The following is a 20,183-nucleotide window of genomic DNA, read 5'->3' on the forward strand; positions in this document are numbered from 1 at the left end:
GCGGATGCCGCGCGGCCCCCGCCGCGCGGCATCCGTTCTCATCGCCGCGCCCCCGCGCGGCGTGGCCGGCGCCGCGCCCCCACGCGGCATCCGGTCGTCTCTCACTGCGTCGCGGAAGCCGACGCTAGCCGCGCCACACCTGCACGACGGACGGCCGCGGCGCGGCGAACGCGCCGGGTGCCGTCGATCCGTAGTCGGGGAAGAGCGAGGTCGGCGCGGCGAACGAGCCCTCCTCGCCGGGGTGCTGCACGGCGACGAACACCACGCCCTCCTCGGCGCGGATCACCGGGCCGCACGTCTCGGCCTCGCGGGGAACCGAGAGGAACTGCTGCACGTGCCCGCGCTCCGGCCCCTCGAGCGGCACCTTGAAGAGCCCGTCGTTCTTCCGGATCGTCGAGGGTGCGCCGTCGGTCGAGATCCAGAGGTTGCCCTCGGAGTCGAAGGCGACGTTGTCGGGGCACGAGATGGGCGAGACCTGCTCCTTCGGGTAGCCCGCGAAGTAGGTCTGCGTGATCGAGGCGGGGTCGCCGCAGAGCAGCAGGATGCTCCAGGCGAAGCGCTCGCCCGACTGCCCGCGCAGCTCGGTCAGCTCGATGACGTGCCCGTCGCGGTTCGTCGCGCGAGGGTTCGCCTCGTCGACCGGAGGGCGCCCGGCCGTGCCGCGCTGCGTGTTGTTCGTGCAGGCGACGTACACCCGGCCGCTCGTCGGGTGCGGCTCGACGTCCTCGCAGCGGTCCATCTTCGTCGCGCCGACGAGGTCGGCGGCGAGTCGGGTGTTCACGAGCACCTCCTCCACCGACATGCCCGGTACGACGCTCTCGCCCTTGCGGGTGAGGGCGACCCACTCCCCCGAGCCGTCGAACGCGCCGTCGGAGGGCAGCTTGCCGGTGCCGTCGATCTCGGCGGCCGGCGAGTTGCCGCTGAATCGCGCGACGAACAGGTCGCCCTCGCTCAGCAGGCGTCGGTTCTGTTTGCGCGCGCCGGGGTTGTCCTTCGGGTTGAACTTGTGCTTCGAGACGAACTTGTACAGGTAGTCGCCGCGCTCGTCGTCGCCCATGTACGCGACCGCCCGGCCGTCCTCGGCGATGCGCACGTTCGCGCCCTCGTGCTTGAAGCGACCCATGGCGGTGTGCTTCACGGGCGTCGACGTCGGGTCCTGCGGGTCGATCTCGACGATGTAGCCGAACCGGTTCCCCTCGTTCTCGTAGCCCGGGGCCGAGCCGTCGAAGCGCGGGTCCCAGGTCTCCCATCCCGTCGAGGTCGCGGCGTCGGCGAAGCCGTAGCGCTTGCGGGCCGCGGTGTCGGGCACCGCCCGGAAGTAGCCGTTGAAGTTCTCCTCGCCGGAGAGCACGGTGCCCCACGGCGTCGTGCCGCCGGCGCAGTTGCCGAGCGTGCCGTTGACGACCGTGCCGGTGGGGTCGCCGGCCGTCTGGAGCAGCGCCGAGCCCGCGGCGGGGCCCGTGAACGAGAACTCGCTCTCGACCGTGATCCGGCGGTTGCGCGCGCCGCCCTTCACGATGCGCCAGGGGCGGCCGATGCGGTCGCGGGCGACCTCCACGACGCTCATGCCCTGCGCGGCCTTGTAGATCTCGCTGCGCCGGCGGAGCTCGGCCGGGTCGCTCGACGGCGGGAACATGATGCCCGGGTTGACGTACTCGTGGTTCGTGACGAGCACCCCCGTGAGGCCGCCGCGGTCGGCGATCACGTCGAGGTAGTCGTTGTTGTAGCCGAACTGGCGGGCCTGCGCGGCGGCGCTCTGGTCGTGGAGGTCGAAGGCGGGCGCATCGGGGAAGATCGGGTCGCCCCAGCGCACGAGCGCCTGCCAGCGGTAGCCCGCAGGCACCGTGAACTCGTCGACGAGGTGCGAGACGGGGGCGATGGGCTCGAAGGGCAGCCGGGATGCCGCGGCGGCCCCCGCGCCTCGCCCTGCGAGAGCCTGAGCCTGCGCCGGCGCGGGCTTCAGCGCCCCCGCCGCGACGAGGGTGACCGCGCCGGCGGCGCCGAGGCCGAGCAGCGCGCGGCGGCTGAGGGCCGCCGAGGCGAGCGAGCGGAACTCGGGGTTGGCCGAGGTGTTGCACTCGGGGCCGAGGCAGGCGTCGGCGCACTTGAGCCGGCACGTCACGGGCGAGCGCTTGCCCCGCGCGTGGTCGACGATCGGCAGTGAACGGCGGGTCTGGTCGGCCAGGGTCATCGGGGGCGTCCTCACTCTCGGCGGCGTCTGCGTCGAGCGTCGCGCCACCGGAAGAAGCGTGCGGGTCGCCCCGGTGAACGGGAGGTGTCGCGCGCCGGAACGATGGCCCGTGCGCGACCCCGGTCAGCCTCGGAGCGCCGCGACCACTCCGTCGAGGGGCACCGGAGTGCGCTCCCCCGTCGCGCGGTCCCAGACCTCGACGACGCCCTCGGCGACGCCACGGCCGGCGATCACGATCTTCGGCACGCCGATGAGCTCGGCGTCGCCGAACTTCACGCCGGGCGAGACCTTCGGACGGTCGTCGTAGAGCACGTCGTAGCGCGCGGCCTCGAGGTCGGCGACGATCTTCTCGGCGGCGTCGAACACCGCCTCGTCCTTGCCGGTCGCGACCACGTGCACGTCGAACGGGGCGACGGCCGCCGGCCAGATGAGGCCCTTGTCGTCGTTGTGCAGCTCGGCGATGATCGCGAGGATCCGGGTGATGCCGATGCCGTACGAGCCCATGGTGACGGTCGCGAGCTTGCCGTTCTCGTCGAGCACCTTGAGCCCGAGCGCCTCCGCGTACTTGCGGCCGAGCTGGAAGACGTGCCCGATCTCCATGCCGCGGGCGAGCTCGACCGGACCCGAGCCGTCGGGCGCGGGGTCGCCGGCGCGCACGTCGGCGATGTCGATCACTCCGTCGGCGACGAAGTCGCGGCCCGCGACGAGCGAGAGCACGTGCTTCTCGTGCAGGTTGGCGCCGGTCACCCACTCGGTGCCGTCGACGACGCGCGGGTCGACGAGGAAGCGGATGCCGCTGGCCGAGTTCTCGCCGAGCACGGGGCCCGTGGGCGACCACGGGCCGATGTAGCCCTTGACGAGGACGGGGTGCTTCGCGAAGTCGGACTCCGTCGCGGCCTCGACCTCGGCGGGCGCGAAGGCCACCTCGGCGCGCTTCATCTCGACGTCGCGGTCGCCGGGCATGCCGACGACGACGAGCTCGCGCGTGCCGTCGAGGTGGGTGAGCGCGAGCACGACGTTCTTCAGCGTGTCGGCGGCGTGCCAGGCGCGGTCGGTGCGCGCCTGGTGCTCGTTGACGTGGTCGACGAGGCGCAGGATGGTCGGCGTGTCGGGCGAGTCGAACACGACGGGCTCGGGCTGGCCCTCGATCGGCAGCGACGCGGGGACGAGGGTCTGGAACGCCTCGACGTTGGCGGCGTAGCCGCCCGCCGAGCGCACGAAGGTGTCCTCCCCGACGGGCGTCGGGTGCAGGAACTCCTCGCTCTTGGAGCCGCCCATGGCGCCCGCGTCGGCCTTGACGATGACGTACTCGAGGCCGAGCCGCGTGAAGATGCGCTCGTAGGCGTCGCGCTGCGCCTGATACGAGGCGTCGAGTCCTTCGTCGCTGATGTCGAAGGAGTACGCGTCCTTCATCGTGAACTCGCGGCCGCGCAGGAGGCCCGCGCGGGGGCGCGCCTCGTCGCGGTACTTGTCCTGGATCTGGTAGATCGAGAGCGGGAGGTCCTTGTAGGAGCTGTAGAGGTCTTTCACGAGCAGCGTGAAGACCTCCTCGTGCGTCGGCGCGAGCAGGTAGTCGGAGCCCTTGCGATCCTGGAGGCGGAAGAGCGCCTCGCCGTACTCGGTCCACCGGTTGGTGACCTCGTAGGGCTCGCGCGGCAGCAGCGCCGGGAAGTGCACCTCGTGCGCGCCCGCGTTCTCCATCTCCTCGCGCACGATGCGCTCGATCTTCGCCTTCACGCGGAGGCCGAGCGGCAGCCATGCGAACACGCCCGGGGCCTGGCGACGGATGTAGCCGGCGCGCACGAGCAGCTTGTGGCTCGTGACCTCGGCGTCGGCGGGGTCTTCGCGGAGCGTACGGAGGAAGTAGTTCGAGAGGCGTGTGGGCACCCGACGATTCTACTGAGCACGATGGACGACTCCTGCCCTATCGTGCTGACATGGATCAGCGCCGCCCGTTCTCCGCCGTCGTGACGACGGGCGACTGGCACGACGCCGCCACCGCGTGGGCCTCGTCGGCGCTCGCCGCGAGCGAGGCGCGCGTCCGCGCCGTCGCCCAGCCGCGCGTGCGTCCGTGGTCGACGCAGCTCGTGATCGACACCGCGCAGGGCGGGCGCCCCGCCCGCTTCTGGTTCAAGGCGAACTGCCGCGCGCAGGCCTTCGAGCCCGGACTCCAGGCCTTCCTCGCGAGCGTGCTGCCCGACGCCGTCGCCGCCCCCGTCGCCGCCGACGCCGAGCGCGGGTGGATGCTCACCGCCGACCACGGTGCGACGCTCCGGGAGGCGCGGGGCGACTCGGGCGCGACCGCCGGGGACTGGCTCGAGGTGGTCGAGGAGTGGGCGCGGGTCCAGCGCGCGCTCGTCGATCGCACGGAGGAGGTCGTGGCCCTCGGGGTTCCCGACTGCTCCCCCGGCACGGTGCCCGCTCGCTTCGAGCTGATGCTCGAGCGGGTGCTGGGGCTCCCCGCCGGGCATCCCTCCTCCCCCGACGACGCGACGGCATCGGCGCTGCGCGACGCCCGCTCGCGGGTCGCCGGGGCGGCCGCGACGCTCGCCGCGAGCGGCCTGCCCTCGACGCTCCAGCACGGCGACCTGCACCCGGGCAACGTCTTCGCGACCGCGCCGGGCGAGCGCGGGCGGCTGCGGGTGTTCGACTTCGGCGACGCCCAGTGGGCGCACCCGGTCGAAGCGATCCTCATCCCGGCGGCGGTGATGGAGTACGGCGGGCTCGACCCCGCCCCGGTCGAGGCGGCGTTCCGCCGGGTGTGGGCGGAGCACGTTGCACTCGACGACGACCGCTGGGCCGAGCTCGTCGCCGCCGCCGAGGTCACCCAGGCCGTGAACCGCTCGCTCACCTGGTGGGACTGCCTCGCCGAGGCGAGCGACGCGGAGGCCGGGGAATGGGGCGAATCGGTGCTGCGGCACCTCTCGCGCGTGCTCGGCCGCCGCGACGGCTGACGAGCCGGCGAGCCGGCGGGGCATCCCGTCGTGAGCGCCTCGTAGGCTGGGGCGCATGCCAGCCCGCCGCCCGCACCTCACGGACTCCGTCGCGCAGAGCGAGCTGGCCGAGTCGCTCGCCGCGCTCCGCGCCTCGCTCGAGCTGCCCGAGGAGTTCGCACCCGAGGTGCTCGCCGAGGCCGAGGCCGCGTCGCCGGCCGCACCTGCGGCCGACCTCCGCGACCTCCCCTTCGCGACGATCGACCCCTCCGGCTCGACCGACCTCGATCAGGCGATGCACCTCGCCCGACGCGGCGACGGCTACCTCGTGCACTACGCGATCGCCGACGTGCCCGCGTTCGTCGCTCCGGGCGGCGCCGTCGACCGCGCGGCCCGCGAGCGCGGGCAGACGCTCTACGCCGCCGACGGCCGGATCCCGCTGCACCCGCCCGTGATCGGCGACGACCGCGCCTCCCTGCTGCCGGGTGCCGACCGTTCCGCCTTCGTCTGGCGCTTCGAGCTCGCGGGCGACGGCACGATCACGAGCACCCGCCTCGAGCGGGCGCTGATCCGATCGCGGGCGCGCCTCGACTACCGCGAGGCGCAGACGCTCGTCGACGCCGGCGACGTCGAGACGCCCGTCGCGTTGCTCGGCGAGATCGGCCGCGCCCGCATCGAGCAGGAGCGGCTCCGCGGCGGTGCGAGCCTCAACACCCCCGACGAGGAGATCGTGCGCCGCGACGGGGGCTACGACCTGCTCCGGCGCACGCCGCTGCCCGTCGAGGACTGGAACGCACAGCTCTCGCTCATGACGGGCATGGCGGCGGCCTCGATGATGCTCGACGCCCGCGTCGGGGTCCTGCGCACGATGCCCGCCCCCGACGACGAGCGCCTCACCGCGTTCCGCCGGCAGACGGAGGCGCTCGGGTGCCCCTGGCCCGGCGGGGTCTCGTACGGCGAGTACCTGCGCGGCCTCGACCGCGCCGACCCGCTCGCCCTCGCCGTGCTGCAGATCGCCGGAGGCCTCTTCCGCGGCGCCGGCTACGTCGCCTTCGACGGCGCCGCGCCCGCCGAGACCCTGCAGGCGGCCCTCGCGGCACCGTACGCGCACGTCACCGCGCCGATCCGCCGGCTCGTCGACCGCTGGGGGCTCGTCGTCTGCGAGGCGGTCGCCGCGGAGCGTGAGGTGCCGAGGTGGGTGCACGACTCACTCCCCGAGCTACCGCCGATCATGGCCGCCTCGGCGCAGCGCGCCGCCCAGCTCGACTCGGGGTCGATCGCCCGGGTGGAGGCGGCGCTCCTCCACGACCGCATCGGCGAGCGGTTCACGGCGACGGTGCTCGAACTGCGGGGCGAGCGCGCGGTGTTCCAGCTCGAGACGCCCGCGGTGACGGCGAGCTGCCCCGCGCCCGAGGGCGCCCGGGCGGGCGGCACGATCGAGGTCGTGCTCGAGGCCGCCGACATCGCCGACGGCTCGGTGCGCTTCACCGCGGCCTGAGGTCGGTCAGCGCCACGCGCTCCGCCGGAGGCGCATGCCTGGCCTGACTCAGACGCCCTCGACGTCCTCCTCGTCGCCTTCGGCGAACCGCTCGAGGTCACCCTCCGCCGCCTCGGCGACCTCGTCCTCGTCGGTGCCCTCGTGCAGGGTGCCCATCCCGTCGGGATAGCCGGCCGTATCGGGGTACTCGAACTCGCTGCCGTCACCGCTCATCGCGGTCTCCTCTCGCGACCGGATGCCTCGCGGCATCCTGCCGCCACCCTACGCCGGGCCGGCCGGGGCGGCTACGGTGCTCAGGACGCGGCGAGAATCGCGGCGGCGAGCGCCTCCGTCGGGGGCTCGGCATCCGCGTACTGCGTCGTGACGAACATCAGGTTGACGCCGTCGGTGGCCGCGATGCCATCCCCGAACATGTCGCCGGCATCGCCGGTGACGGCCGCGGCGAGCACCGCGCCGTCGACTTCGGTTGAGGTCGCCGCGCCGCTGCTCAGCAGCTCCTCGAGCGCCCATCCCGCGCCGGGCAGGAAGGTGACCGCGATGTCGCGCGCCGGATCACCGGCCCCAGGGCTGAGTACGCAGCGCCCCCAGCCGACGGCATCGTCGGCGGCGAACCCGACGTCCATGCCCGGACCGCCCGCCGTCGTGCGGTCGTACGCACCGGTCACTCCGTCGCCGAGCACCGTCGCGGCCGCCGCCGCGATCGGCGCGCATTCCGTGCGCGGCGCCCAGCTGCCGTCGGGAAGCGCGACGACGACGGGCGCGCTGCCGTCGGCGGCTGCGGCCAGACGGCTCGATGCCTCGGCGACCACCGCCTCAGGATCGAACGACGAAGCCGGAGCGGCGATCGCCCAGGCCGACATCGAGTATCCGCCGGTCTCCACCGTGGCCCAGCACTCGCGCTGCGGTCCCGCACCCGAGTCGGACTCGGAGCAGGTCGTCGCCTGGGCGGGGGCACGTCCGTCGAGCGCTGCGGTCGGGACGACCGTCATGCTCAGCGCGTCGCCGGCGATGGCGTCGCCGCCTGAGCAGCGGAAGCCGCCGAGGACCTCGATCGTGCGGGCCACGCCGATCAGCTCGTCCGCGACGATCGGCAGCGACGTCGCGCCCGCCGTGAACGTCGCGGCGCCGGCGTCCCCGAAGACGGCGGCGCAGTCCCCGTCGAACGCGACGGCGGGCCGCTCGACGACGGTCGGCGTCTCGACGCTCGGCGTCGCGCTCGGACTCGGCGATGCCGTAGAGGTCGCGGCGTTCGAGGCGACGGCGCACCCGGAGAGGGCGAGCAGGAGCACCACGGGGAGGATGACGGACGATGAACGTCGGAATCGGGTCACGTCGCCGACGCTATCGGAGTGTTTCGTCCGGTTGAATCCGCCGCAGTTCTCGATTCGATAACAGGCGACCCTCGCCCATCCAGGCGGGCTCGACGCCGCCGGTCAGGGAGTGACGACGGTGGGCGTGCCGACCGGGGCATCCGAGCCCATCTCGTCGGCGATGCGGTTGGCCTCGGCGATGAGCGTCGCGACGATCTCTGACTCGGGGACCGTCTTGATGACCTCGCCCTTCACGAAGATCTGCCCCTTGCCGTTGCCCGAGGCGACGCCGAGGTCGGCCTCGCGCGCCTCGCCGGGGCCGTTGACGACGCAGCCCATGACGGCGACGCGGAGCGGCACGCTCATGCCCTCGAGTCCCTCGGTGACGTCGTTCGCGAGCTTGTACACGTCGACCTGGGCACGGCCGCACGAGGGGCACGAGACGATCTCGAGCTTGCGTTCGCGGAGGTTCAGCGACTGCAGGATCTGCAGGCCGACCTTGACCTCTTCGACGGGCGGGGCGCTCAGCGAGACGCGGATGGTGTCGCCGATGCCCTCGCCGAGCAGGATGCCGAACGCGGTCGCGGACTTGATGGTGCCCTGGAAGGCGGGGCCGGCCTCGGTGACGCCGAGGTGCAGCGGCCAGTCGCCGCGCTCGGCGAGCATGCGGTACGCCTTCACCATGACGATCGGGTCGTTGTGCTTCACCGAGATCTTGAAGTCGTGGAAGTCGTGCTCCTCGAAGAGCGAGGCCTCCCACACGGCCGACTCGACGAGTGCCTCGGGCGTCGCCTTGCCGTACTTCTGCAGCAGTCGCGGGTCGAGGGAGCCGGCGTTGACGCCGATGCGGAGCGAGACCCCGGCCTCCTTCGCACGCCGGGCGATCTCGCCGACCTGGTCGTCGAACTTGCGGATGTTGCCCGGGTTCACGCGCACCGCCGCGCACCCCGCGTCGATCGCGGCGTAGACGTAGTTCGGCTGGAAGTGGATGTCGGCGATGACGGGGATCTGGCTCTTCTTGGCGATGATCGGGAGCGCCTCGGCGTCGTCGCGGCTCGGCACGGCGACGCGCACGATGTCGCAGCCCGATGCCGTGAGCTCGGCGATCTGCTGCAGCGTCGCGTTGATGTTCGTGGTGGGCGTCGTCGTCATCGACTGCACGCTGACCTGGGCGTCGCCGCCGACGAGCACCTTGCCCACCTTGATCTGGCGGGACTTGCGTCGCGGGGCCAGGACTTCGGGGATTTTCGGCATTCCGAGATTCACAGCAGGCACGACTCAAGTGTAGTTGCGCTCGGCGGGGTCCCGGCTGCGAGCAGCGGGATGCCTCAGCCCGCCATCGTCGTGGGGATCACGGTCACGGTCGCGACGGTCGCCCACCCGAACGGACGTTTCGAGGACGGTGTCATCATCCTGCTCTCAGTTCGGATGCGTGTTCGGGATGCATCAGGCGCAGCCGTCGGCAACCGCGAACGGCGCACCGATCCAGACGACGGCGGCGTCATCCGCCGGCGTCGCGTTCCAGCCGTCGTGGTGGAGGGCGACACCGTATTCTCGTTCGACCATGCCGCCCTGCAATTCGACGTACTCGTCGAGCGTGACGACATCGACCGCGCTGCCCACACACGTCCAGTCCTCAGGATCGAGTTCCGTCTCGAGGTCGGCGAAGGCGTCTCCCGCATGCACGCCCGACGGCGTCGTCAGTTCGACTCCGTCGTACTCTGGTGCGTCGAAGTAGACGGCGAAGCGGGGCCAGCTCAGGCCGATCTGCTCCGCCTCGCGCTGCTCCTCGTCGTAGTGCCGCACCTCGATCTCGACCTCGCCCCAGGTGTGCGCGGTCGACGGCGGGGTGTGGTTCGACCCCGGCCGTTCCTCGTCGACCGGGGCGGCATCGAAGACCTGCTCGATCGCGGCGAGCACCTGTTCGGGCTGGTCGAGGTAGGCGAACTCCTCGATGACCGCGCCCTCGGCGTCGACGAGCTGCAGCGAGGTCGCGGTCGCGACGAGCACGGTCACGCCCGAGAGCGGATCGACCGGGGTAGGCGCGCGCGTCGCGGACTGCGTCGGCGTCGGCGTCGGTTCAGCGCCCGTCGCGCCGGACGCGCACGCCGCGAGCAGACCGCTCACCAGTACCGCCCCGAGCACTGCTCCCCAGCTGCGAAGCCGCATCATCTCCCCCGCTCATCTCGCCGACCGTTCTCCGCAATTCTGGCGGACTGCCACACGGGGGATCAGCGGTCGAACACCACGAATCGGTAACGCTTGTTCACGCCGCGATGACGGCGAGCAGCGCCCCCAGGAACGCCTCGGGGTGCTCGAGGTGGGGCGAGTGGCCGCAGCCGTCGAGCTCGAGCTCGGTGACGGCACCGCCGCCCGCCGCGTAGCGGGCGAGCACGGCCCGGGTCTGCGACACCATCGGCTGCGGCGGTGCGACCTCGTCGCCCGGCCAGCCGGGGATGATGCCGGCCTTGCCGAGCATGTTCAGGTCGAAGAACGAGGCGTCGCCGACGATCGCATCCTGCGCGCCGTGGATCCAGAGCACGGGTGGCTTCGGGTCGAGGTCGACGATCGCCGACGTGTCGAAGTTCGTCGGCGCCATCGTGTTGAGCACCCCGCGGCCGCCCGGGGCGAACCCCGGCCAGTTCTCGGATGCGGTCGCGTCGCCCGGGTAGTTGTCGGGCCCGGTCGCCGTCGAGAGCATCGACTCGACCCAGATCGCCTCGTACTCCGAGGAGAAGCCGGGCGCGACGTAGCTCGAGCGGTAGACGGCGAGCGGCGAGGCGCCGGCCTCCTCGGTGCGGTCGCCGGCCTCGAGCCGGGCCACGAAGTCGGGGTTCGCGCCGCCGCCGCCCGTGCCCGCGGCATCCGCGACGAGCAGCGAGCCGTCGGCGGCCGTGCCGCCGAAGCCGTACGGCGACACCGTCGACTGCAGGGTGAGGCTCGCGATGAGTTCGGGCCGGTCGAGGAGGAGCTGCATGGCGACGCCGCCGCCCATGCTCCAGCCGACGAGGTGCACGGCGCCGAGCCCGAGTGCGTCGATCACGCTCGCGACGTCGTCGGAGAAGTCGCGGACGCCACGGCTCGCGTCGACCGGCAGCGTCTCGCTCGCCCCGAATCCGCGGAGGTCGATCGCGATCGCATCGACGTCGGCGGGAAGGGCCAGCATGATCGGCTGCCAGAACAGCGAGGAGGAGACGTTGCCGTGCACGAAGACCACGGTCGTCGACGGGGCGTCGGACCGCCGGCGCAGCACGCCCGCGCGGAGGCGGGGCGTCAGGACGGTCGCGGACTCGATGCCGGGGAGGAGGGTGTCGATCATTGCTGGGCCTTTCCGGGGTCGTCGAAGGCTCGGTGCGGGCCGGGTGGCCCGCACCGGGCCTCGGAGGTGGTGCGCTCGGAGCCGCGGGCTATGCGAGCCCGGCGGTGTCGAGCGGGGGTTCGGTCGCGGCGACGACCTCGTCGGCGGTGACGCCGGGTGCGAGCTCGACGAGCTTCAGCCCCTCGGGCGTGACGTCGATGACGGCGAGGTCGGTGATGATGCGGTGCACGACTCCGCGGCCGGTGAGCGGCAGCGAGCACTCGTGCACGATCTTCGGCGTGCCGTCCTTGGCGACGTGCTCCATGAGCACGATGACCTTGCGGGCGCCGTGCACGAGGTCCATCGCGCCGCCGGGCCCCTTCACCATCTTCCCGGGGATCATCCAGTTGGCGAGGTCGCCCGCGGCCGACACCTGCATGGCGCCGAGGATGGCCGCGTCGATCTTGCCGCCGCGGATCATGCCGAAGCTCGTCGCCGAGTCGAAGTAGGCGGCGCCGGGCAGCACCGTCACCGTCTCCTTGCCGGCGTTGATGAGGTCGGGGTCGACGGCGTCCTCCGTCGGGTACGGCCCGACGCCGAGGATGCCGTTCTCGGACTGCAGCACGACGGTGACGTCGTCGGGCACGTAGTTGGGCACGAGGGTGGGCAGGCCGATGCCGAGGTTCACGTACGAGCCGTCGGCGAGCTCGCGGGCGGCACGGGCCGCCATCTCGAGTCTGGTGAGCGCCATCGTCAGTTCCCCTCTCGCACGGTGCGGCGTTCGATGCGCTTCTCGATGTCGGGGCCGACGACGACGACGCGGTCGACGTAGACGCCCGGCAGGTGGACGGCGTCGGGGTCGAGCTCGCCCGGTTCGACGAGCTCCTCGACCTGGGCGATGCAGATGCGGCCGGCCATGGCCGCGAGCGGCGAGAAGTTGCGGGCCGACTTGTCGAACACGAGGTTGCCGTGGCGGTCGCCCTTCAGGGCGTGCACGAGGGCGAAGTCGGTGGTGATCGCCTCCTCGAGCACGAACTCGCGCGGCGAGCCCGCGAACTCGAAGGTCTGCACCGGCTTCTCGGGGCTCGCGACGGCGATCGAGCCGTCGGCGTGGTAGCGCCGGGGCAGCCCGCCCTCGGCGACCTGCGTGCCGACGCCGGTCTGCGTGAAGAACGCGGCGATGCCCGAGCCGCCCGCGCGGAGCTTCTCGGCGAGCGTGCCCTGCGGGGTGAGCTCGAGCTCGAGCTCACCCGAGAGGTATTGGCGCTCGAACTCCTTGTTCTCGCCGACGTACGAGGAGGTCATCTTGGCGATGCGCTGCTTCGCGAGCAGCACGCCGAGCCCCCAGTCGTCGACGCCGCAGTTGTTCGAGACGACGGAGAGCCCGTCGACTCCGGCATCGAGCAGCCCTTGGATGAGCACCATCGGGATGCCGCAGAGCCCGAACCCGCCGACGGCGAGACTGGCTCCTGAGGGGATGTCGGCGACCGCTTCCTGGGCGGACCCGACGACTTTGTCGAGTGTCACGTTGCACCTTCCTGTGTGTCGGCGGCCTCCATGCGGGCGCGGATCACAGGGATCACGCTACCCGTGCCGCCCTCCGTCATGAGGATCGTGTAGTGGTTGACGTCGGCGACCTCGTGGGTGACGAGCGCGGGCACCCGCGCGGCCCACTCGGCGACGAGCGCCTCGGGGTACAGCGGGTCCGCGTCGAGCAGACCCCGCGGTGCGCGGAACACGTCGACCGGTCCGGGCAGCGCCTCGAGGGCGGCCGTGTAGCCGCCGCGGCCGTCGAGCTCGACGGCGTTGACGGCGACGGCGTCGGCGTTCGCCGAGCTGCGCAGCTCGGGCTCGCGCCCGTCGAGGTCGTACTCGACGTAGGCCTCGATCGCCTCGTTCCAGTACGGGCCGAGGGCCGGATGCCTCCGCCAGAAGTCGAGGTAGGCCGCACGATCGGCGAAGGTCATCGAGAGACGCTCGAGCGCCGGCCCGAGCAGCAGCTTCGGCAGCTCCTCGGCGGCGACGCCCTCGGGGCTCGGCACGGGCAGCCCGCCGTCGACGAGCGCGAGCCCCGCGACCCGCTCGGGGTGGCGCTCGGCGAACCGGACCGAGACGAAGGCGCCCATCGAATGGCCGACGACGTACGCGCGCTCGATGCCGAGCGCGTCGAGCAGGTCCGCGAGGTCGTCGGCGTGCTGCTCGAGGCCGTACGGCGCGGGCAGGGCGTTGCTGCGGCCCCGTCCGCGGAGGTCGGGCGCGACGATGCGGCGCTCGGGCAGGGCCCGCGCGAAGAGGTCCCAGTTGCGGTGGCTCGCGGTGATGCCGTGCACCGCGAGCACGGGCAGCCCCGGCGCATCCTCATGCCACTGGCCGCCGGTGAGCAGCCCGCCGGCGACCGGCGCAGCGACCGCGGTGACCCCGGTGACGCTCATCGTGCGCTCCATCCGCCGTCCATCGTGTAGCTCGCGCCCGTCACCATGCCCGCATCGGGCCCGGCGAGCCAGAGCGCGAGGCTCGCGACCTCGGCGGGCTCGACGAGCCGCTTGACCGCCGACTCGGTGAGCATGATCTTCGGCAGCACCTCGGACTCGGGGATGCCGTGCACGCGTGCCTGGTCGGCGACCTGCTTCTCGACGAGCGGCGTGCGGACGTAGCCGGGATTGATGCAGTTCGACGTGACCCCGTGCGGGCCGCCCTCGAGCGCGGTCACCTTCGAGAGGCCCTCGAGGCCGTGCTTCGCGGCGACGTACGCCGACTTGAACGGCGAGGCGCGCAGGCCGTGCACGCTCGAGACGTTGATGACGCGGCCGATGCCGCGCTCGTACATGCCGGGCAGCACGGCGCGGATGAGGAGGAACGGCGACTCGAGCATGAGCCGCATGATGAGGGCGAATCGCTCGGGCTCGAAGTCCTCGATGGGCCGCACGTGCTGGATGCCCGCATTGTTCACGAGGATGTCGGCGTCGAGCGAGAGCCCGGCGAGCGCAGGGGTGTCGCCCAGGTCGACCGCCCAGGCCTCGCCGCCGAGTTCGCTCGCGACCCGCTCGGCCGCCTCCGCGTTGAGGTCGGCGATCACGACGTGCGCGCCCGCGGCGGCGAAGGCGCGCGCGCAGGCCTCGCCGATGCCGCTCGCTCCCCCGGTGACGACGGCGCGTCGCCCTGAAAGGTCGGTCACGATTCCTCCTTGTCGTCCGCGGCGGGCCGCGGGTCTGGTGCGAGCGCGGGGCGTCCGAGCGCACCTGCCGGGTCGGGTGCGGAGCGCACCTCGGCGACGAGCGCGGGGCGTCCGAGCGCCCCCGCGATGAAGCGCATCATCTCGTCGAGCACCTGCGCCGGCACCTCCCGGGTGCCGCTCGCCGTCGGATCGGCCGGGTCGCCGGGGGCTGCGTCGCCGTCGCCCCAGAGCACCCAGCGCATGCCGATCATCTCGCCGACGCCCATGAGCGCCCATGCGGCGACGGTCGGGTCGATGTCGCCGATCTCGCCCTCCTCGGCCGCGTCGCGGAGCCCGTCGATGTAGCCCTCGACGATGCGCGAGTAGTGCAGGCGCAGGGCGTCGGGCGAGACGAGCTCGGCCTCGCGCACGACGCGGTAGAGCGCCGGGTGCTCGGCGGTGAAGCGGAAGAACGCCGCGAACCCGGCGCGTTCGGCCTCGATGCGGCTCGCCGCACCGCGGGAGCCCTCGCTCATCGCCTGCCGCACCCGGTGGTTCAGGTCTTCGACGAGCTCGTTGAACACGTCGAGCTTGGTGTCGAAGTAGAGGTAGAACGTGCCCTGGCCGACGCCGGCGCGCTCGGTGATGCGCGAGACGGATGCCTCGTGGTAGCCGTGGGCCGCGAACACGTGCTCGGCCGCCTCGAGCAGGCGCCGCCGGGTCTTCTCGCCGCGGGCGGTGCGGGGTGCCGCGCTCATCGGGTCTCCTCCAGCTCAGGTCGGGTCGGCAGGTCGGGTCGGTCGCCCGTGCGTTCGGCGAGCGCGCGCCGCAGCACCTTGCCGGCTGCCGAACGGGGCAGCTCGTCGATGAACCGCACCTCGCGCGGGGCCTTGAAGTGCGCGAGCGATTCCCGGGCGAACGAGATCAGCTCCGAGGCATCCGTGACCCGCCCGCGGGCGGTGACCACCCACGCGACGCCGGCCTCGCCCCAGCGCTCGTCGGGGACGCCGACGACCGCGACGTCCGCAACCGCCGGGTGCGCCATGAGCGCGGCCTCGACCTCGGCGGGCGCGACGCCCTCGCCGCCCGTGATGTACAGGTCCTTCAGCCGGTCGACGATCGTGAAGTAGCCGTCGGCGTCGCGCCGGACGAGGTCGCCCGTGTACAGCCACCCGTCGCGGAGCGCCGCGGCGCTCGCCGCCTCGTCGCGGAAGTAGCCGGAGAAGACGCCGGGCCCCTGCACGAGCAGCTCCCCCTCGGCCGCCCCCGCGAAGCGCTCGCCCGTCACCGGGTCGGCGACGGCGACGTCGACGTGCGGGTAGGGCTTGCCGGCCGACCCGGCGCGCCGGAGCGCGTCGTCGTCGGGCAGGCACAGCACGTTCGGGGAGGCCTCGGTGAGCCCGTAGCCCTGGGTGAGCGCGACGCCGCGGGCGTGCCAGGTGCGCAGCAGGGCCGGCGGCATCGGCGCCCCGCCGACGATGGCGTGCTCGAGGCTCGAGAGGTCGGTCTCGCCGAAGGCGGGGTGCTGCGCGAGGAAGAGGTAGTTCGCGGGCACGCCCATCATCGTCGTGATGCGTCGCTCCTGGATGAGGTGGAGCACGCGGCCCGGGTCGAAGGTGCGTTCGAGCACGACCGTCGCGCCCGTCCACCAGGCGAGCAGGGGCTGGATGTTCCAGCCGCCGACGTGGTACTGCGGCATCACCGCGAGCACCGTGTCGGCCGCCCGCAGCTCGGCGATGCGCGAGAACGAGAGGTTCGTCCAGAAGCAGTTCGCGTGCGTGAGCACCGCCCCCTTCGGGGTCGCGGTGGTGCCCGAGGTGAAGATGATGAGCAGCGCGTCGTCGTCGAGCACCTCCGTGCGCTCGGATGCCACGGGCCCGCCGTCGCGGCCGGGCGCGGGCACCTCGGCCTCGACGCCGTGGGCGCCGAGCGCGGTGCTCGGGACGCGGCGCGCGAGCCGCGCGAGCGTCGCCCGGCCGAGCGAGTCGAACTCGTTCTCGACGAGGAGGAGCGCGGGCTCGGCGATCTCGAGCTGGGCCGCGAGCTCGCGCGGGGCGAGCCGCCACGACAGCGGCACGAGCACGAGCCCCGCCTTCGCGCAGGCGAAGAAGAGCACCACCTGGTCGGCGCTGTTGCCGGTGATCGTCGCCACCCGGTCGCCGACCGCGTAGCCCGCCGCCCGGAACGCCGCGGCCAGTCGCTCGGCCCGCTCGTCGAGCTCGCGGTACCGCACGACCACGCCGCGATCGTCGATCGCGATGCGCTCGGGCGTCGCGCGGGCCCGGTCGCGGGTCCACCGCCCGAGCGTGTGCCGTCCGTCAGGCATCCGCCACCTCTTCCGACTCGGCCGGGTGGCTCGCGCGCCCCGAGCGGATGCGCTGCGGGATGCCCGCGATCCCCCCGGGCAGGAACAGCACCACGAGGATGAAGAGCGTTCCCAGGATGAACAGCGGCTCGCTCAGCGGCACCCGGAGCACGGCCGGCAGCCCCGCGATGAACTCGGAGCCCGCGAGCGCCGTGAGCCGCTGGTCGAGCAGTGTGTAGACGATACCGCCGACGATCGCGCCCCAGCGATACCCCACTCCGCCGAGCACGACGATGACGAGGAGGGTCAGGGTGAAGTCGGCCGTGGCGACGCGCGGAGCGGCCCCCGACTGCAGGAGCAGGTAGCCCATGCCGGCGACCGCGGCGAGCACCGAGGCGACGACGAAGATGAGCAGCTTCACGTTGTACGGCCGGAGGCCGAGCACGCGCACCCGCAGCTCGTTCTCGCGGGTCGCGGCGGCGACATGACCGGCTCGGCTCTGCTCGACCCAGAGCACCACGAGGTAGACGAACACGAGCACCCCGAGCGCGACCCAGTAGAGGTTGCGGGTGTTGAGCACGCCGACGAGGGCGTCGGGCACGTGCTCGATGTCGAGGGCGAGGCCCTCGTCGCCGCCGGTGGCGCCGCCGGGGTTGCGGCGGATGAGCACCGACCCGGCCTGAGCGAAGGCCAGGGTCACCATCGCGAAGGAGATGCCGGTGACCCGGAGCGCGAGCGCGCCGACGGTCGCGGCGAGCACGAAGCCCGCGACGAGGGTGACGACGATCGAGCCCAGGAAGATCAGCTCGCTCGGCCAGTCGGCGGGGCCGAAGGCGTCGAGCGTCATGCCGAGCCCGTAGGCGCCCGCGGCGAAGAACAGCGCGTGCCCGAACGAGAGGAGGCCTGCGAGGCCGAACATCATGCGGTAGCTGAGCGCGAGGGCGGCGATGAGCATCGCGTAGGCGATGAGCTGCAGCGTGCCCGGGGTGTAGGTCGGGCCGGGCAGCACGCCCGGGATCTCGATGGCCAGGAGCGGCAGCACGGCGAGGAGCACCACGAGGAGCACGCCGCCTGCGGCGAGCCAGAGGGTCTTGTTCCGGGTCATGCGATCTTCCCCATGAGTCCTCGCGGGCGGATGAGCAGCACCGCGGCGAGCGCGACGACGACCACGAGGTCGCCGGTGCCGCCGAGGTAGTAGTTGGCGAACTGCTGGAGCACGGCCACGAGCACCGAGGCGACGGCGGCGCCCGTGAGCGAGCCGAGGCCGCCGATGACCGTCACGATGAACGCGAAGATGAGCAGCACGGAGCCCAGGTGGGCGGAGACGTAGCCGTAGTAGACCGAGGCGAGCACGCCGCCGAGGCCGGCTGCGGCGCCGCCGATCGCGAACACGAGGGTGAACGAGCGCCGCACGTCGATGCCGAGCGCGGTGACCATCTGCCGGTTCTCGACGCCGGCGCGGATGATGAGGCCGTAGCGGGTGCGCTTGAGGAAGAGCACGATGCCGCCGAGCACGATGACGGCGCAGGCGATGAGCAGGAACCGGTCGTTCGGGATCTTGGCCCCGAGGATCTCGGTCGTCTGCGTGAGCCAGTCGGGCCGGGCCGTGTAGATCGGGTCGGTGCCCCAGATGCCCTCGAAGAGCGCGACCGTCGCGAGCGAGAGCCCGACGGTGACGAGCGCCTGCTCGATATGGCGCTCGTAGAGCCGTCGGATGAGCAGGTACTCGGTGAGGGCGGCGACGATCGCGCCGACCGCGATGCCGACGATCGCTGAGATCGCGAGCCCCCACCAGGTGCCGTCGGAGACCCGGCGGCCGACCTCCCAGCCGAGGAAGGCCGAGATCGTGAGGAAGGAGCCGTGGGCGAAGTTCAGGACGCCCATGAGCCCGTAGATGAGCGACAGCCCGCTCGCGACGAGGAAGTAGAGCGCACCGAGCCCGAGTCCGGTGATGAGCAGCAGGACGATCGTCGACATCAGGCGGCCTCGCTCGCGTCGTGGACGCCGAGGTGGCGGTGGACGAGCTCGTCGTCGTCGAGGAACTCGGCGGCGCCGCCGGTGTGGACGACGCGACCCCCCGAGAGCACCACGACGCGCTCGGCGAGCCGGCGCACGACGCGCAGGTTCTGCTCGACGAGGAGGATCGGCACGGTCTGCGCCGCCTCGGCGAGCGCGACGGCGACCTCGTCGACGATGCGCGGGGCGAGCCCCTTCGTCGGCTCGTCGACGAGCAGCAGCCGGTTCTCGTTCACGAGGGCCCGCGCGAGCGAGACCATCTGCTGCTGACCGCCGGAGAGGGTGCCGGCGCGCTGCGCGCGCCGCGCGGTGAGGTCGGGGAAGAGCCGTTCGACGAGCTCGCGCCGGGGCGAGGCGTCGCGCTCGGCGAGGCGGAGGTTCTCGGCGACGGTGAGCTGGCCGAAGACCTCGCGGTCCTCGGGCACGTAGCCGACGCCGCGCGCCACGATGCGGTGGGTGGGCAGCGTCTCGATCCGCTCGCCGGCGAGACGCACCTCGCCCGTGCGTTCGATGAGCCCGAGGATCGACTTGATCGTCGAGGTCTTGCCGACGCCGTTGCGGCCGAGGAGGGCGGTGACGCCCGTGGCGGGCACCTCGAAGGCGACGTCCTCGATGACCTGCTGGCCGGCGATGCGCCCCGAGAGGCGGTCGACGACGAGGATGGGCTCGCGGCGGGTGGTCTCGCTCACATCGCCTCCCCGAGGTAGGCGGATTGCACGGTCGGGTTCGCCATCACGGCCTCCGGGGTGTCGACGGCGAGGAGCTCGCCGTGGTGCATGACCGCGACGCGGTCGACGAGGCCGAGGACGACCTCCATGTGGTGCTCGACCATGAGCACGGTGCGTCCGCCGCGGTGGAGCCCCCGGATGACCTCGGTGAGCGCGGGCACGTCGCCCGAGGCGACGCCCGCCATGGGCTCGTCGAGGAGGATCACCTTCGGGTCGGTGGCGAGGAGCATGGCGATCTCGACCTTGCGCTTCTCGCCGTGCGCCAGACCGGATGCCTCGGCGCCGGCCCGATGCTCGAGCCCGACCTCGGCCAGGCACTCGAGGGCGCGCTCGCTCGCCGCGTCGCTCGCCCGAGGGATGCGGACGAGGCTCGTCGCCCCGCCCGCGTGCGCCTGCGCCGCGAGTCGCACGTTCTCCAGCACGCTGAGCGCGGGGAACAGGCTCGAGGTCTGGAACGTGCGCCCGAGGCCGGCCGCGGCGCGCCGGTGGATCGGCTCACGGGTGACGTCGGCGCCGTCGAGGAGGACGCGTCCGGCGGTGGGCCGGACGACGCCCGAGACGACGTTGAAGAGGGTCGTCTTGCCGGCGCCGTTCGGGCCGATGACGCCGAGCATCTGCCCGGCGGGCACGTCGAGCGAGACGCCCTCGAGGATGCGGGCGCCGCCGATGCGGAGGCCGATCTGCTCGAGGCTGAGCATCGCGTGGTCGGTCATTGCTGCCTTCGGTCAGGGGTCGGGCGAGGAGGGCGGG

The 20,183-nt window shown here is 72.7% G+C and carries 19 protein-coding genes; 2 read left to right on the top strand and 17 right to left on the bottom strand.

Annotated features, from left to right (window positions below):
- Positions 1-124: 124 nt before the first annotated feature.
- The gene (locus tag ACFVTH_RS17680) at positions 125-2,191 is read right to left on the bottom strand and encodes a PhoX family protein (protein WP_387093790.1); all 2,067 of its coding nucleotides are present in this window, start codon (positions 2,189-2,191) and stop codon (positions 125-127) included.
- Positions 2,192-2,314: 123 nt separating this feature from the next.
- Positions 2,315-4,078, bottom strand: coding sequence for a proline--tRNA ligase (locus ACFVTH_RS17685; protein WP_387093793.1), 1,764 nt, complete (start codon positions 4,076-4,078; stop codon positions 2,315-2,317).
- A gap of 50 nt (positions 4,079-4,128) precedes the next feature.
- Between ACFVTH_RS17685 and ACFVTH_RS17690 the strand changes: the two genes are divergently transcribed.
- Positions 4,129-5,145 (top strand): phosphotransferase, encoded by a 1,017-nt coding sequence (locus ACFVTH_RS17690; protein WP_387093796.1) that lies wholly within the window; start codon positions 4,129-4,131, stop codon positions 5,143-5,145.
- Positions 5,146-5,200: 55 nt separating this feature from the next.
- Positions 5,201-6,622 (top strand): RNB domain-containing ribonuclease, encoded by a 1,422-nt coding sequence (locus ACFVTH_RS17695; RefSeq protein WP_387093799.1) that lies wholly within the window; start codon positions 5,201-5,203, stop codon positions 6,620-6,622.
- 48 nt (positions 6,623-6,670) lie between these two features.
- Here ACFVTH_RS17695 and ACFVTH_RS17700 read toward each other — a convergent pair whose 3' ends face one another.
- From ACFVTH_RS17700 to ACFVTH_RS17770, 15 genes are all read right to left on the bottom strand, one after another.
- Entirely contained in the window at positions 6,671-6,835 is a 165-nt protein-coding gene (locus ACFVTH_RS17700) for a hypothetical protein (RefSeq protein WP_387093802.1), read from the bottom strand.
- A gap of 80 nt (positions 6,836-6,915) precedes the next feature.
- Positions 6,916-7,953 carry a hypothetical protein gene (locus ACFVTH_RS17705; protein ID WP_387093804.1) on the bottom strand — a complete coding sequence of 346 codons (1,038 nt, stop codon included), beginning with the start codon at positions 7,951-7,953 and terminating at the stop codon, positions 6,916-6,918.
- 102 nt (positions 7,954-8,055) lie between these two features.
- Complete coding sequence (gene ispG / locus ACFVTH_RS17710; protein WP_387093806.1) at positions 8,056-9,186, bottom strand: flavodoxin-dependent (E)-4-hydroxy-3-methylbut-2-enyl-diphosphate synthase; 1,131 nt, start codon at positions 9,184-9,186, stop codon at positions 8,056-8,058.
- 192 nt (positions 9,187-9,378) lie between these two features.
- A complete protein-coding gene (locus ACFVTH_RS17715) occupies positions 9,379-10,104 on the bottom strand; it encodes a hypothetical protein (protein WP_387093809.1) in 726 nt (241 codons plus the stop codon).
- Positions 10,105-10,198: 94 nt separating this feature from the next.
- Positions 10,199-11,251 (bottom strand): alpha/beta fold hydrolase, encoded by a 1,053-nt coding sequence (locus ACFVTH_RS17720; RefSeq protein WP_387093812.1) that lies wholly within the window; start codon positions 11,249-11,251, stop codon positions 10,199-10,201.
- A gap of 88 nt (positions 11,252-11,339) precedes the next feature.
- Entirely contained in the window at positions 11,340-11,981 is a 642-nt protein-coding gene (locus tag ACFVTH_RS17725; RefSeq protein WP_386941987.1) for a CoA transferase subunit B, read from the bottom strand.
- 2 nt (positions 11,982-11,983) lie between these two features.
- Positions 11,984-12,757, bottom strand: a complete 774-nt coding sequence (locus tag ACFVTH_RS17730) for a CoA transferase subunit A (protein WP_387093814.1) — start codon at positions 12,755-12,757, stop codon at positions 11,984-11,986.
- Positions 12,754-13,662 carry an alpha/beta fold hydrolase gene (locus tag ACFVTH_RS17735; protein ID WP_387093816.1) on the bottom strand — a complete coding sequence of 303 codons (909 nt, stop codon included), beginning with the start codon at positions 13,660-13,662 and terminating at the stop codon, positions 12,754-12,756. The genes ACFVTH_RS17730 and ACFVTH_RS17735 overlap by 4 nt, the downstream gene beginning before the upstream one ends.
- Positions 13,659-14,405, bottom strand: coding sequence for a 3-hydroxybutyrate dehydrogenase (locus ACFVTH_RS17740; RefSeq protein WP_387093818.1), 747 nt, complete (start codon positions 14,403-14,405; stop codon positions 13,659-13,661). Before ACFVTH_RS17740 ends, ACFVTH_RS17735 begins: the two co-directional genes overlap by 4 nt.
- Positions 14,402-15,142, bottom strand: coding sequence for a TetR/AcrR family transcriptional regulator (locus ACFVTH_RS17745; RefSeq protein ID WP_387093821.1), 741 nt, complete (start codon positions 15,140-15,142; stop codon positions 14,402-14,404). The genes ACFVTH_RS17740 and ACFVTH_RS17745 overlap by 4 nt, the downstream gene beginning before the upstream one ends.
- Positions 15,139-16,710 carry a class I adenylate-forming enzyme family protein gene (locus ACFVTH_RS17750; RefSeq protein ID WP_387093823.1) on the bottom strand — a complete coding sequence of 524 codons (1,572 nt, stop codon included), beginning with the start codon at positions 16,708-16,710 and terminating at the stop codon, positions 15,139-15,141. Before ACFVTH_RS17750 ends, ACFVTH_RS17745 begins: the two co-directional genes overlap by 4 nt.
- A complete protein-coding gene (locus ACFVTH_RS17755; protein WP_387093825.1) occupies positions 16,703-17,794 on the bottom strand; it encodes a branched-chain amino acid ABC transporter permease in 1,092 nt (363 codons plus the stop codon). Before ACFVTH_RS17755 ends, ACFVTH_RS17750 begins: the two co-directional genes overlap by 8 nt.
- A complete protein-coding gene (locus tag ACFVTH_RS17760) occupies positions 17,791-18,666 on the bottom strand; it encodes a branched-chain amino acid ABC transporter permease (protein ID WP_387093828.1) in 876 nt (291 codons plus the stop codon). The genes ACFVTH_RS17755 and ACFVTH_RS17760 overlap by 4 nt, the downstream gene beginning before the upstream one ends.
- Positions 18,666-19,394, bottom strand: coding sequence for an ABC transporter ATP-binding protein (locus ACFVTH_RS17765; RefSeq protein ID WP_387093831.1), 729 nt, complete (start codon positions 19,392-19,394; stop codon positions 18,666-18,668). Before ACFVTH_RS17765 ends, ACFVTH_RS17760 begins: the two co-directional genes overlap by 1 nt.
- On the bottom strand, positions 19,391-20,146 hold the full coding sequence (locus ACFVTH_RS17770; protein WP_387093834.1) for an ABC transporter ATP-binding protein: 756 nt from the start codon (positions 20,144-20,146) through the stop codon (positions 19,391-19,393). Before ACFVTH_RS17770 ends, ACFVTH_RS17765 begins: the two co-directional genes overlap by 4 nt.
- Positions 20,147-20,183: the final 37 nt, after the last annotated feature.

It is taken from the genome of Agromyces sp. NPDC058104 (genome assembly GCF_042884835.1).
Lineage (GTDB): Bacteria > Actinomycetota > Actinomycetes > Actinomycetales > Microbacteriaceae > Agromyces.

Coding starts and splice junctions, on each gene's coding strand:
- ACFVTH_RS17750 (WP_387093823.1), bottom strand. CDS start 16,710: ATGCCTGACGGACGGCACACGCTCGGGCGGTGGACCCGCGACCGGGCC.
- ACFVTH_RS17695 (WP_387093799.1), top strand. CDS start 5,201: ATGCCAGCCCGCCGCCCGCACCTCACGGACTCCGTCGCGCAGAGCGAG.
- ACFVTH_RS17745 (WP_387093821.1), bottom strand. CDS start 15,142: ATGAGCGCGGCACCCCGCACCGCCCGCGGCGAGAAGACCCGGCGGCGC.
- ACFVTH_RS17715 (WP_387093809.1), bottom strand. CDS start 10,104: ATGATGCGGCTTCGCAGCTGGGGAGCAGTGCTCGGGGCGGTACTGGTG.
- ACFVTH_RS17690 (WP_387093796.1), top strand. CDS start 4,129: ATGGATCAGCGCCGCCCGTTCTCCGCCGTCGTGACGACGGGCGACTGG.
- ACFVTH_RS17725 (WP_386941987.1), bottom strand. CDS start 11,981: ATGGCGCTCACCAGACTCGAGATGGCGGCCCGTGCCGCCCGCGAGCTC.
- ACFVTH_RS17680 (WP_387093790.1), bottom strand. CDS start 2,191: ATGACCCTGGCCGACCAGACCCGCCGTTCACTGCCGATCGTCGACCAC.
- ACFVTH_RS17700 (WP_387093802.1), bottom strand. CDS start 6,835: ATGAGCGGTGACGGCAGCGAGTTCGAGTACCCCGATACGGCCGGCTAT.
- ACFVTH_RS17735 (WP_387093816.1), bottom strand. CDS start 13,662: ATGAGCGTCACCGGGGTCACCGCGGTCGCTGCGCCGGTCGCCGGCGGG.
- ispG (WP_387093806.1), bottom strand. CDS start 9,186: ATGCCGAAAATCCCCGAAGTCCTGGCCCCGCGACGCAAGTCCCGCCAG.
- ACFVTH_RS17720 (WP_387093812.1), bottom strand. CDS start 11,251: ATGATCGACACCCTCCTCCCCGGCATCGAGTCCGCGACCGTCCTGACG.
- ACFVTH_RS17770 (WP_387093834.1), bottom strand. CDS start 20,146: ATGACCGACCACGCGATGCTCAGCCTCGAGCAGATCGGCCTCCGCATC.
- ACFVTH_RS17755 (WP_387093825.1), bottom strand. CDS start 17,794: ATGACCCGGAACAAGACCCTCTGGCTCGCCGCAGGCGGCGTGCTCCTC.
- ACFVTH_RS17760 (WP_387093828.1), bottom strand. CDS start 18,666: ATGTCGACGATCGTCCTGCTGCTCATCACCGGACTCGGGCTCGGTGCG.